The 11,635-nt window shown below is 67.8% G+C and carries 10 protein-coding genes and 3 pseudogenes; 5 read left to right on the top strand and 8 right to left on the bottom strand.

Annotated elements, in window-relative coordinates:
• Nucleotides 1-18: 18 nt before the first annotated feature.
• Together ACSNOH_RS01265 and ACSNOH_RS01260 are read right to left on the bottom strand one after the other, a co-directional pair.
• Entirely contained in the window at nt 19-639 is a 621-nt protein-coding gene (locus ACSNOH_RS01265) for a hypothetical protein (protein WP_436719248.1), read from the bottom strand.
• Between the two features lie 1,399 nt (nt 640-2,038).
• Nucleotides 2,039-3,028: an ArsR/SmtB family transcription factor gene (locus ACSNOH_RS01260; protein WP_436719247.1), complete on the bottom strand. Its 990-nt coding sequence runs from the start codon at nt 3,026-3,028 to the stop codon at nt 2,039-2,041.
• Between the two features lie 211 nt (nt 3,029-3,239).
• On the opposite strand from ACSNOH_RS01260, the gene ACSNOH_RS01255 reads away from it, so the two are divergent.
• Nucleotides 3,240-3,596: a hypothetical protein gene (locus ACSNOH_RS01255; RefSeq protein WP_436719246.1), complete on the top strand. Its 357-nt coding sequence runs from the start codon at nt 3,240-3,242 to the stop codon at nt 3,594-3,596.
• 1,196 nt (nt 3,597-4,792) lie between these two features.
• Here ACSNOH_RS01255 and ACSNOH_RS01250 read toward each other — a convergent pair.
• On the bottom strand, nt 4,793-5,095 hold the full coding sequence (locus ACSNOH_RS01250) for a helix-turn-helix domain-containing protein (protein WP_436719245.1): 303 nt from the start codon (nt 5,093-5,095) through the stop codon (nt 4,793-4,795).
• A 291-nt stretch (nt 5,096-5,386) separates the two neighbouring features.
• Here ACSNOH_RS01250 and ACSNOH_RS01245 point away from each other — a divergent pair, with 291 nt between their 5' ends.
• The 3 genes and pseudogenes from ACSNOH_RS01245 to ACSNOH_RS01235 all read left to right on the top strand — a co-directional run.
• A complete protein-coding gene (locus ACSNOH_RS01245; RefSeq protein WP_436719244.1) occupies nt 5,387-5,596 on the top strand; it encodes a hypothetical protein in 210 nt (69 codons plus the stop codon).
• Entirely contained in the window at nt 5,593-5,955 is a 363-nt protein-coding gene (locus ACSNOH_RS01240) for a DUF6415 family natural product biosynthesis protein (protein ID WP_436719243.1), read from the top strand. The genes ACSNOH_RS01245 and ACSNOH_RS01240 overlap by 4 nt, the downstream gene beginning before the upstream one ends.
• A 112-nt stretch (nt 5,956-6,067) precedes the next feature.
• Nucleotides 6,068-6,533 (top strand): annotated as a pseudogene (locus tag ACSNOH_RS01235) (transposase); the annotation flags it as partial.
• Nucleotides 6,534-6,584: 51 nt separating this feature from the next.
• Here ACSNOH_RS01235 and ACSNOH_RS01230 read toward each other — a convergent pair.
• From ACSNOH_RS01230 to ACSNOH_RS01215, 4 genes and pseudogenes are all read right to left on the bottom strand, one after another.
• Complete coding sequence (locus ACSNOH_RS01230) at nt 6,585-6,836, bottom strand: hypothetical protein (RefSeq protein ID WP_436719313.1); 252 nt, start codon at nt 6,834-6,836, stop codon at nt 6,585-6,587.
• Between the two features lie 57 nt (nt 6,837-6,893).
• Nucleotides 6,894-7,334, bottom strand: a pseudogene (locus ACSNOH_RS01225) (transposase); the annotation flags it as partial.
• A gap of 142 nt (nt 7,335-7,476) precedes the next feature.
• Nucleotides 7,477-8,487, bottom strand: coding sequence for a hypothetical protein (locus tag ACSNOH_RS01220; RefSeq protein ID WP_436719242.1), 1,011 nt, complete (start codon nt 8,485-8,487; stop codon nt 7,477-7,479).
• 81 nt (nt 8,488-8,568) lie between these two features.
• Nucleotides 8,569-9,153 (bottom strand): TerD family protein, encoded by a 585-nt coding sequence (locus tag ACSNOH_RS01215; RefSeq protein ID WP_436719241.1) that lies wholly within the window; start codon nt 9,151-9,153, stop codon nt 8,569-8,571.
• Between the two features lie 462 nt (nt 9,154-9,615).
• Between ACSNOH_RS01215 and ACSNOH_RS01210 the strand changes: the two genes are divergently transcribed.
• Nucleotides 9,616-10,068, top strand: coding sequence for a hypothetical protein (locus ACSNOH_RS01210; RefSeq protein ID WP_436719240.1), 453 nt, complete (start codon nt 9,616-9,618; stop codon nt 10,066-10,068).
• A 520-nt stretch (nt 10,069-10,588) separates the two neighbouring features.
• Here the strand turns inward: ACSNOH_RS01210 and ACSNOH_RS01205 are convergent.
• Nucleotides 10,589-10,865, bottom strand: a pseudogene (locus tag ACSNOH_RS01205) (transposase); the annotation flags it as partial.
• Between the last annotated feature and the right edge of the window lie 770 nt (nt 10,866-11,635).

Raw genomic sequence — 11,635 nt, 5'->3', positions numbered from 1 at the left:
CTTTCCCTCCCTGCGGTGTCAGGCCGTGCCGCCGTGCACGTCGGATACCTGCCAGCGCTGTGCGTCAGCGCTCGATACACGGGTGAGCTCCACCCGATACGTCTGCTCCACCACCCCGCCCGCGGTCTCCCACGTAATGCGGGCGGTGCCGGTGCGGTGATCTCCGCTGCCTTGATCGGCGCTCCACGACGACACGCTCTTGAGAGCCATACCGGCAGGCAGAGGAGGAATCGTTTTTCCAGGGGCGGTGACCGTGTCGGTCTCACCGGCCGCGTAGGCCCGGAAGAACTTCTCCACGGTGCCCTGGGTGGCGGCGGTGAAGTCCTGGTCGGCCTCCGCGGCGGGCAGATCCGGCAGGCCGGGGGCGGTGGCGAGGATGCCCACGATGCCCGGCTGGCCGGTCACCACGATCCGGCCCCGGATGGCCACCACCGGGACGTCGAGGCCGACCCAGTGATCGGACGTGACGGCCTTCGGGTCCTTCTTCTTGTCGTCTTCGCTCCCGCCGCGCAGGAGGGCCTCGACGCGTACCCGGGCCTGGTCCCGAGTGGTGACGGTCACCACGCCGGCCTGAACAGCGAGGACCTCCTGGCGGCCGTGCCCGTCCCACCCGAGCGCAGCATCCGTACCGCTTGGCATATCCGCAGCCAATGCCCTCGCCCGATCCGCGGCGCGGGACTCGTCCCACGTCAGATAGGCGCGTGCCCATCGCGCGGCCACCGCCTGCGCCTGGTCTACGGGGTAGGCCGGAGGCGTCTTTGCCGGGGCTGGCGCTGGAGAGCCGGAGGGGGGCGGTGCGATCCAGGTCCGGACTCCGGTAACCACTGCCAGACCGATCAGCACCCATATCACCCCACGCCCGAACCGCCGGGCAAATCTGGTGCTGGACTTCTCCTCTGCGGGCACGGCCCACGAAACTGCAGTGCGCGACGACGGCCCCGAGGCCACAGCCCTCTCGTGCGCCTGTAATCGCCGCGCCGCCTCCACCCATGGATTCGGCGAGCCAACTGCCGACGGTGGTTGCCCCTCAACGGGGCTGGATAACTTCGCGCTGCGATCCACCTGTCTCTCGCGCGAGCGCGGCTCGGGTAAGTTCAACACGATCCGGGCGAGCTTCCCGAATAACGGCAACGCCACAACCTCCCCCCATGGAACGCCAGTTGAATCTGATGTCTGCGGGAACTGCTGGGACATCGAACAGTAAGTCGACGCACACACTCCGTCAAAGACCTTTCCGGCGTGTCGCGCCCGTCCGCGCCGCCTCGGCCTCCCGCAAGCACCAGAGAACGGCTGGGCGTGCGCCACTTCAGTACGCGCCAGGAACGTTCACAGTTGAGAAGCCCGTCAGCCAAGCCCGAGCAACGCCACCGCACCCGGACGACCTGCGACCCGGCCGGCCTCACGGCCCTTCTCGCCGCTCAATCCACCTCTATCGGGATTCCCACGCCACAAGCACCGGCATCGTCCAACCCGAAGGCCGCATACCGCTCAACGTCAACTGCCAAGCCCCCTCAACCCGAACACCCGGGGGCCTCGCCCCTATGTCGGTCCAGAGCGTCAGGCCTGCGGACGTCACCAGCCACATGCACTATCACGACGCTCACCACGACCCATTGCAGTGGTGAACCAGGCCGACAGCGAATCGTTTCGGTGCATGCTGATCGCTCGTGGGTCGGCATGCACCCAGCCAGCGAGGCAGTCAGCATGCCTGAGCACCGATTCAGGATCCCCATGGCCGCCGGCGCCCGCGACGCGACGAGGTGGTGGTGACTGCCTCAACTTCAGCGAACAGGCTCGGGGGCGGCGCTGCGCTCGGTCCCGGGCGGCGGTGCCGTCGTCGGGGGCTGGGCAGCAGTGGTGTCGCACTTTCAGCAGGCGCTGCAGTTGTCCCGACGCGAAGCCGTTCGGGTGCGCGATGAAGGGAGAGCTGGTCGATGACTGCTTCATGGACTGCTTCGTGCCGGAGCCCGGTGATCGTCGAGAAGCGCCTTGTGTGTGCGCACGGTACGGCGTAGCCCGATGGCCCGGTTGTCTTCGCTCAGGACCCGAGGAGGGCCAGGGCCGTGGCCGTTGCCGTGTGCAGGGCGGCATTGCGGTGACGGGCCGTCGTGACGAGTCCGGCCGAGCGCAGCACCGATGTGTGCTCGCTGGCGCTCGCGGGCGAGATGCCGACGCGGCGGGCGACCTCGGTCGTGGTGCAGCCCGTCCCATCGATGATCGTCAGCAGCACCGCGGCGCGGGTGCGGCCCAGCAGCGCACCCAGGGCGGTCACCGAGCTGCCCGCCGGCACCCCGCCCGACCCGGTGACGACGGCCTCGCGGTGCGCCGGATACGTGAGGAACGGTTGCGGTTCGGCATTGGGATCGAGCAGCGGCAGCCGGCAGCCGAACCAGGACGGGATCAACAGCAGCCCGCGCCCGTCGAGATGCAGGTCGATGCGGCGGCTGATCGTGCCGGTGACTTCCAGGACCGGCGGCTTCCAGGTGATGTGGCCCGGCTGCAGCCCCGCCAGTACCCGTTCCATGCCGCCGGCAGCGAAGTCCCGCGCCCGTAGCGCCCGGTCGGCTTCCAGGCAGGTGCGGATCCGGGGCCAGTACGGCGCGAGCGCGTGCTCGTAGACGTGCTGGAGGCCGTCGAACAGCTGCCGCCGCAGCCGGACGTCGTCGTGGAGGTGCGCTGCCCAGCAGGGCTGTCTCTGCCGCTCCGCAATGAACGCCATCTGCTCCCCCACCACCTTCCCCGGCGTAGCACGCGCCAGCTCCATGGCCTCCCGCGCGTCGCCCGACGAACAAAGGGGATGCAGGAAACTCGGCGCCCAGCCACGCGGCGGATTGAGCTCCAGGACCATGCCGGCGCGGTTCGCGTCCAGCCGGCCGTAAACCTCCCGCCGCCACGCCCCCATGGCCGGCCCGCCGCGCGCCTCCTGAAGCGTCCGCGCGGCGATCGTCACCTCCAGCAGCGGATGCGGCGTACGGGCTATCCGCGTACTTGCCAGGTCCTGCGCGGTGAAGTGAATCCGGTGCTTCATCACCCTGCGTCCGCCTCCCCCTGAACGGTCGTATGGCCGGTACGGGCGAACCCTACGGAGGGCCGCTGTTTCGGCTGAGACCGAAACAGGACGACGTGAGCGGCGGGGTGCTTGCAGGCTGATCCGGCACCGGGAACGCACCGGCACTGCCTGCATCGGCGGCGGTGCCGCCACAGTCCGACAGCGAAGGGGACAAACCATCATGATGCGTATGCGCAAGCTGGCCCTGGCAGTGGCCGCGGTGGGGGCAGTCGGTCTGCCGATGACCGCGGCGACGACGGCGCAGGCGGACATTGCCTCCGTGGAGGTCGCGGTCTCCACCTACTACTCGGACTGGGTCCGTATCTGTGGCTGGAACCAGCACGACAACAAGGTCTGCTACAACCACCTCAACACGCCCGGGTCCGGCTACACCAAGCTGAGCGGTTGGTGGTGGCAGAAGGACAGCACCGTCACGATCACCGGCACCAACGGCAACACCGGCACGGTCCGCAACATGTCGTGTCGCATCCCCAAGAACACCGGCAACCCGTACTACTGCGACGGCCGGAGCCACAAGGAGCTGTAACGCTCTCGAGTCCGCCTGACGTCCGGCTCAGCGGCGCGTCCCGGACAGGGACGGCAGGAGCCGCGCCGGGATCCGTCACAGCAGGCGTCCGTCGTCGCACGGGTCGCCGAAGCGCCTGTTGTTCCTGCGCTGCTGGGATGTGGCGCCCGCGAGGGTCCTGCCGGTCGGGCCGGGCAGCCGGGCGGACGTGCCGGGGGCTGTCGCAGCGGGCGCTACGCAAGGTGCACGGCTGGCAAAGCCGGTCCCCTGGATGTCCCGGCCGTCCGGGCGATCGCGCACCGGTGCGTCGACGACCTTCGCCCACCCCTCCCCCTCCCCTGCCGGCATCCTTGCCGACGACAGCGACGTCACCGGTGCCCTGGAGCGCCGCTCGCTGACTCCAGACGGGATCCCTCGGGCACGGCGACGGGACGGCGCCCGGTGGACACGATGACGCAGCAGGCGGGCGCTTGCCTTCTGCGCGCGTCCACGAACGCCTCGGCCGGCTGGTTCCCGGGATCGGCGCTCACTTGGCGCCCGGACGGCGGCCCTCGCCCGACAGCCTTACCGATCTCGACCGCGCCACCGAGCTACTCTCCGCCTACGACCGCTACGCCGGCGACGACCCCGCAAAGGGGGACGTGAGTCATTAGGGCCTGGTGGCGATGATGGCTTCGGTGCGTACGACTTCGTCGAAGGTGCCGGCGGGGCAGAACTCGGTGAGTGCCTGGTGAAGGTCACGTTCGAAGGCATCCTTGTGGTCACCGAGCTGGGCGGGACTGGAGTAGCTCTAGGAGAACTGCAGGCCGATGGCCTCGTCCAGGGTGCGGGTGAGGGTGCGGTCCCAGCGGGAAGTCTCGACGTTCGAGAAGGGTGAGCGTGCGAGCACGTCCTGGTGGCGTTCCTTGGGGTGGGAGAAGGTACCCGACCCGGCCCGCCGCTCGGGCCGAGGTAGCACGTGCGGACCTCGGCGATGACTTGGAGCCAGGGGACGGGCTCGACGTCTCCGGGAGCTCCGCCGGAAGCGAGGACGACGGCTCCGTTCGGTTCGATGAGCTGGTCGAGGTCGCGCAGAGTCTGGTCGCAATCCATCCAGTGGAAGGCGGCGCCCATCACGGGATGATCTTGCGTTCCATCCGCGCCTCGACCTTGTCTTCGATGACGCCGCCGAACAGTGGCGCAGCGGACGTGATGACCGTGCGTGCGTAGTCCTCGGTCTAGGTTACGCCGGGGACGATGTTCGCGAAGTGCTGGATTCGGGTCGCTTCTGCTTCGGCAGCGAGGTAGGCGTGGGACCACACCGGGTACGTGGCCTGCGTGTGGAGGCCCTTGCGGACGTGATGCCACATCGCGGCCAGCTCCCCGTCCCCGCATACGGCGTCGTCGAGGAGTTGGCCGAACTCGGCGCTGGGGACTTCCTTGCCCAGCTCGATTCCGGCGATCATGGCTTGCGAGAGCGGGATCATCGTTCCGAGCCCGGCTTGGGTCAGCCCCTTGGCTTTGCGGCGGCCACGCAGCATCTTCCCGGCGAGCGACGCGAGGTTGCGTAACGGGTCAAGTTCCCTTGGGGCGGGGCATCGTTACCCTCCATTCGTTATCAGCGTGGCAACTGATATACGGCCTCGAACGTCGATACCGCAAGCATGGCGACCCCGTTAGCGCGGTCCTACGGTGGATGGCCTGGCCGGGTCCTTGCAGACTCCGAACGGTGGCCCGGCCTGCCCTGCGCGTGGTGGGCCGCCGTGCCCCGAGGCGATGAGTAGCAGCGGCCCATCACGCCGCCAAGAACTCTCACCCTTCGTGGAGACCCGATGCCCGTGTCCCCTGGCACCGTCGTGCCCGACCCCGCCCCTAGGCTGACCTTGGAGCAGCGGCTGCACGCCTCCGAAAAGCCGCTCGTGGAGCCGCCTGACGACTGCCCGGGGGCGGCGTTCGTGGCAGCGCACGGTGACCCGGTCACCTGGTCCGGAGAGACCTGCGACGCCTACCTCGAACTCGTCCACACCAAGGGCCTGCGATGACGGCCCCGTTACACGACCGTGCGTTCGACGAAGCAGCCACGCAAGCCTTGATCCGGCGTGCGCTGGACCGCCTGTCGCTGGCCAGCGACGTGGACAGCCTCCTCGCCGCCCTGCGCTGGCACACCGAGCGCCTGCTCCCCGTGGTCGAGGCGAAGAACTGGTCCGCGTATGGGCAGGGCGACCTCGCCACCATGCTCGTGGGCGAGGTCCGCAGGAAGCTCGCCGCCAGCCCCACCGCCGGCGCGAACGCCGGCGCGCGGGCCGTGTACTGCCAGGAGCTCGCCCGGACCTGCCGCGCGATCCTGCCCTTGGCCCTCAACGAGCCCGACGACGAGCAACGCCTGCGAGAGCTTCCGTAATGAGCGGTCGGCACGCCCGCAACGACGACCCGATCGGCCTATCGCACCCGGCGCTATGGTGCTCGCCCTTCTTGCGCTCGAGCTGACCGCACCGGTGGTGATCCTTGCGGATCGGCTTCCACTGGACGACAGGAAGTGCCTTGAGGGGATCCTGTTCGTGCTGCATACCGGTATCCGGTGGGAGTGGCTGACGCAGGAGCTCGGATTCGGGCCGGGGATGACGTGCTGGCGCCGGCTTCGGGACTGGAACGAGGCCGGCGTCTGGGGCTGTTTGCACCAGCTGTCCTGACCCGGCTGTATCCGGCCGGGAAGCTGGGCTGGCCCCGGGCGGTGATCGACGGCTCACACCGCCAGGCCCGCCTGGGCGGCCCCAAACCGGTCCGAGCCCGGTCGACCGCGGACAGTCCGGCTCGAAACACCACGTGATCACCGATGGCAACGGCACCTCACTCGCCATCACGCTGACCGGCGGAAACCGCCACAACGTCACCCAGCTGATACCCCTTCTCGACGCGATCCCGCAGGTCAGAGGCCAAACCGGCCGGCCACGATACCGGCCCCGGGAACTGTTCCCGGACCTGTTAGCTCCTCTTAGGGTTGCGAAAGTGACTGAAGATGCGGGGTGTGGTTCAGAGATTGCGGATGGCCTCGGCCAGATCGGATCCGTAGGAGGCCCAGCAGATCACCGAGCCGTCATTGTTGAGCTGCCCCATGAACCATTCACCGTCGTCTCTCACGAGGCACAACTCGTGGAAGGAAAGAATCACATCGGGTCGGAGCAGCTCGTAGTCAGCCTGGCCGGCCACCTCGACGACTACGAGCCGATCGAAGGAGAGCAGGGCGGCGCTTGGGTCCCCGGAAAGAGCGCGCACGCGCTCCATCGTCCACCCGGCAGGAAGTCCTGAGTTCACCGACGCATGGTCCCAGCAGGGCGCCCGTCACAGCCACTCGTTAAGGACCGTGACCAGCACGTTCGCCTCGTAGCGGACGGCGAGCTGGTCATCGTGCGTGGCGACAGCGCGATGTCTCTTGAGGCGGTTGATGCCGCACTCTACCGCGTGGCGCTGGCGGTAGTCGGCCGAGTCGAAATACGGCGGGCGGCCGCCGCGGGAGCCGAGTTTCTGGCGGTTGCATGCCTGGTCGGCCTTGTCCGGGATGGTGCAGCGGATCCCGCGGCGGCGCAGGTAGGCGCGGTTCTTGCGTGAGGCGTACGCCTTGTCCGCCCGCACGCGGTCGGGGCGGACCCGTGGTCGGCCTGGCCCGATGCGGGGCACTCGGACCTTCTCCAGCACGGCTTCGAACTGCGGCGAGTCACCACGTTGCCCTGCCGTGATCACGATCGCCGTGGGCTTGTGGCCCTGCTCGACGGCCAGATGAAGTACGTCCCGCCACGGAACACCGCTCAGCCATGGCGCCCTTCGGTAATAGCGGCACCAACACCGCCCACTGCTCGTCTGTGAGATCTCCCCGCCCCATGACCTGTCATCATTCACAGCCCAAGATCCACTTTCGTTATACGGCCTAGTCGCCCCCGCCGTCACCGCCGTCCGCGCCCCAGCCGTCGTTGCCGCCGGGCTCATTGTCTTCGCCACCCTTCCCGAGGTTGGTGAACCAGGGGCGGTCCCAGCTGTCGTCGGTGGCGACCGGCTCACCCCCCTGCGCCGGGCGCCGTTCCGCGCGGAACCGCGCCAGCCCCGTCGTGTCCCCGAGCCCGAAGGCGACGGCGAAGACGTGGGCCATGACGGCGTCCAGCGGGTCGGGGCTCTCATGCTGTACGGGGGCCAGCGGTAGCAGGACCGTGCCCGGCTCGAGCGCCGGCCGGCGCGGGGGACGCGTCAGGAGGGCTACGCGTTGGTCGTTGCGCAGCAGGCACGAGCTGACCGCGTTCTCCCGCCGCAGCACCCATTGCTGCCCGGCCAGCCGTGCCTCCACCGAACTCTTCGACTTGCGCAGCTTCTTCTTGAGGACAAGTTGCGCGGTGACGTCGCCGATGGTGAGGCGCAGCCCCTTGGAGGGGTCGGGGGAGTCGCGGTGGAAGCCGTGCGGTGCCCGGATCCGTACGACGGGGGCGTACGGTCCCCACACGTCGGCGCGTACCAGGCGCCGGTCCACGGTGACAGTGATGGGCCCGGCCGGTCCCGGCGCGACCCGCCGCGCCATCCACAGTGGTACGCCCTCGGCGCGAGCCCTGTCCGCCAGGGCGGCCACGTGCGCCGGTCCACCGCACTGCCGCACCGCCAGCTCGCCCAAAGCCCGGGCGAACTCTGCTGTCTGTCGGACCTTTACCAGGATGGCGGTTCCGGTGACGCGCGTCACCGGTACGACTCCGGTCCCGTCCGTCAACCGCTCCAGCGGACGTTCCGTGCCGCCGCCTCCGAGCCAGCAGCCGCGCTGGAACGCCTCGGCCATGGCGCCGAGGTTCAGCTCGCCCAGCGGCGTGGTGTTGCCGCCCCGGCGCAGGCCGGCATCGGTCAGCTCCACGGTTCGTGCCAGTGGATTCCACGACCGCTCGCTGTAGAGCGCCTGGCTCACATCAACCCCCGTACATGTGTGGTTCAGCAGACCCCGCCGGGCCTCAGGACGTACTATGTGGCACCCGCCACGTACCGCGTGCTACTTGCTGACGGCGAAGCGCATCAGCGCGTGCTCGTCGCCCTGCTTGATCTTCCCCGTCACATTGATCACTTCGAGCTTCCACGCACCGCCGACCCGCACGGCCTTGGCCACGGCGCAGCCGTTGTCCTGGGTGAGCAGGCTGGGCCAGATGTCGGCGACCTGCTGCGAGCTGCCGCCGGTCGCGTCGTAGACCTTGAAGCTGATGTTGCGCGCCTTCTGGAAGGAACTGCCCTTCTTGAAGGCGGCGGCGACGAACACGATCGACGTGATGTTGGCCGGGATGCGCGCAAACTCGACCGTGACGGTCTCGTCGTCGCCGTCCCCGCGCCCCGTCTGGTTGTCACCGCTGTGGACGAGGGAGCCGTTGCCCATGGGGTTGAGGGAGTCGAGGCCGGCCAGGCGCACGGGGTCCGAGCCCTGCATGGCGATGGCTATCAGGTCGAGGTCCGTGCCGGCCTTGCGGCGAAGCATGCCCATCACACCGCCGCTGCTGCCGGCTGTGGGGTCCCAGGAGACACCGATGGACAGATGGGTGACTCCGTCGAGGTCCGCCGGGCCGTCTTCCTTGGTGAGCGTGATCATGTATGGAGCAACTTTCTGTGCATGGGGCTACAACACACACAGAGTGTGCCTGGCGCCTTTGCGGTTCCAGACGAGGGGTCCCCTTGCCGTCCGGGCCGGGAGTACCGCGGCACGGCAAGACGGCAGGAAGGGCGGTGTGGGCGTGCCGGGCGTCGGCTGCGGTCAATCTCCCTCCCATGCCGAGGGGAACGTTCCGACCTGCGGTGCCTGGCCATGGGCTCCATGAGAAGAGCGATCCTGCGCGGTCCGGCGGCAGCGCCCCTGGCCGCAGCAGCCGGGGCGGACTGCTCGTACCTTCCGAGGCACACGCCACGCCCGGCGGTTCCGCCCTCGCGACGCGGCTGAGCCCGTCGCAGTACCACCGCACTGGGTTTGCCAGGGCCGATACCCTTCGCCGCCTGGAACCTGCTGACCTCGTCAGGGACGTGCTACGGCGGCCGGGGCACGCCGGTGGTCCGGTGGGTGACTGGCGTGACGGGGCCGGCAAGGACGCCGCACCCACCCGTTTCGACTACGGTTTCTCCTGAACCGGACACCAAGGACCTGGACGGCAAGCCGGACGGCGAGACCGCTCATTGGTATCCGCAGGGGATCAGCGCCAGCGTCGACGGCTACGGCGGCACAGTGGGCGGCAACCGCAAGCACCACCTCAGCATCGATGACCGTGTCGTCCGACGTGATCCTGGTGCCAAAGGGTTCAAAGTCATCCCGCGGCGCTGGACCGTTCAACGGAGTTTCGGGCGGCTCATGCAGCGCCGCCGGCTCACCCGTGACTACGACACCCAACCGCACCGTACCGAAACTGTGATCTGCCTCGCGATTATTGACCTAATGAGCCGCAGACTCACCGCCGATTCCAACCCGAATTGGCGCGGCACATGGACCGGGACCGAACGCAAACCAGCGGATGGGTGAAACACTCCTTAAAGACAAGTTGGCAGGCCTCGAGGTTCGGTGGTACCGGAGTCCGACGCCATTCCCCGGACTTGGGTCAGGTCGTTGGACGGACATGCGACCCACGTCAGTTCCCGAGCTGCTGTGCTCGGACTTGTCTCGCTGTCGGGTTATGCCTGTTTCATGGCGTCGGCAAGGGCCGGCGGCCGCGGGGTGAGGGTTCTTCTCGCCCGTGATCGGCAACAAATTGCGCCAATGCTGACCACGCCTCGGCCCATGGCAAGGTCCCTCCCTCCAAGGGCGCGGCAGCAGCCAACCAGGCGGCGATCCCCATCGCTACGCTCGTCAATCAGTGCGGCGGCGCCGACGCTCCTCTCCCGCTCGGAACCACACGATGCGGGAACGGTGCGCCCGGTGTAGATGAAGACGGGCAGGTAATCGCCGTACCCGATATTTAGCAGGTGCTCACTTCAGAGATGAACACCCTCAATATCTTCTGTACCTTAGCCACCCACGATTGAGGTTTCGGTTCTCAGGGAGGTCATGACGGAGTCAGCATCAGCCTGGTCTGAGCGATGAATCCGCCAAGGAGGCCAGGCTGGTACTGCATCCTTTTCAGGCGCATGCGGACGAGTGCGACAAGTTCGTCGAGGGTGCACGGGGCGAGGTTTCCCAGACTGCGCTTCAGATGTGCCCACACTCCCTCGGCCGGGCTGAGATCAGGCGTGTGTGGGCAATCGGAAGACGGTCAGCCAGGTGCGGGCGGCGATCAGCTCGCGCAGCGTGGCATCGACGTGATGGGTGTAGTTGTCCCACACCCATTGGTTGCCCTAACCATCAGAAACGCCGCTCAGTGCGAGTGCTCTTCATTCCCGCTACAGCATGGGGTGCAAGGTAGCCCCGTTGCACCGCTACCCTGGGAATCGAGTTCACCCACCCAGACATCTCGGCTCTTGTCTCCTTTAAACCCATTCAAATGATCTTGCCTGCTCTCCCTCAGGCGTGATTCGCCCATCCGTGTCGCCGACGCCCCCGAATCGAGTACTGGATATCACCATCACCTGCATTCGGGTCGAGAGAAAAAGACGGCACGCGCCATCCAATGGGCTGCGCTCGAAGCAAGTTAGCGGAATTCCAGACTTGAGCCCAGCATGTGGCCGCCGCCACCTCAGGCGGAAACCTCGGTTAATCACTCAGCGCCAACGCCGTAAAAACACGCAGTCTTCATCCTCCTGACGATCCGGTTGTGACGACCCCTGCGCATGCGCCTCATACCTCCGGCGCAGCCTGGCCCCCGCGGAGGGCTTCACCCGCAGTGCTGCCCGACCGGACTCGCCTTGGCCTGTCCTAGACAGACAGGCCAAGCTGGGCTGGTGTTGTTGCGATTGAGGCTTGCTCACAGCTGACAGGTCTCACAGGTCAGCCTGTCTACCTGGGGAAACAGCACGTGAGGCTCACAGCTGCGAGCTGCGAGCTGTGAGCTGTGAGCTGTGAGCTGTGAGAAGCTTCCAGCCCGACGACTGCGGGACCCGCACGTCCTGCGCCGACACACACCCGGCTGCCCCGCTCAGACTCCTGCCGAGCGAAA

It is taken from the genome of Streptomyces sp. URMC 127 (assembly GCF_051386535.1).
Classification (GTDB): Bacteria; Actinomycetota; Actinomycetes; order Streptomycetales; family Streptomycetaceae; genus Streptomyces.
The sequence above is the reverse complement of the archived record's forward strand: the minus strand, read 5'-3'. Positions and strand labels throughout refer to the sequence as shown.

What these genes read in the sequence shown, in the direction of transcription:
- ACSNOH_RS01255 (WP_436719246.1), top strand. Translation starts at nt 3,240, where the DNA reads ATGCGCAAGCTGGCCCTGGCAGTGGCCGCGGTGGGGGCAGTCGGTCTG.
- ACSNOH_RS01260 (WP_436719247.1), bottom strand. Translation starts at nt 3,028, where the DNA reads ATGAAGCACCGGATTCACTTCACCGCGCAGGACCTGGCAAGTACGCGG.
- ACSNOH_RS01240 (WP_436719243.1), top strand. Translation starts at nt 5,593, where the DNA reads ATGACGGCCCCGTTACACGACCGTGCGTTCGACGAAGCAGCCACGCAA.
- ACSNOH_RS01230 (WP_436719313.1), bottom strand. Translation starts at nt 6,836, where the DNA reads ATGGAGCGCGTGCGCGCTCTTTCCGGGGACCCAAGCGCCGCCCTGCTC.
- ACSNOH_RS01215 (WP_436719241.1), bottom strand. Translation starts at nt 9,153, where the DNA reads ATGATCACGCTCACCAAGGAAGACGGCCCGGCGGACCTCGACGGAGTC.
- ACSNOH_RS01250 (WP_436719245.1), bottom strand. Translation starts at nt 5,095, where the DNA reads ATGCTGCGTGGCCGCCGCAAAGCCAAGGGGCTGACCCAAGCCGGGCTC.
- ACSNOH_RS01265 (WP_436719248.1), bottom strand. Translation starts at nt 639, where the DNA reads ATGCCAAGCGGTACGGATGCTGCGCTCGGGTGGGACGGGCACGGCCGC.
- ACSNOH_RS01245 (WP_436719244.1), top strand. Translation starts at nt 5,387, where the DNA reads ATGCCCGTGTCCCCTGGCACCGTCGTGCCCGACCCCGCCCCTAGGCTG.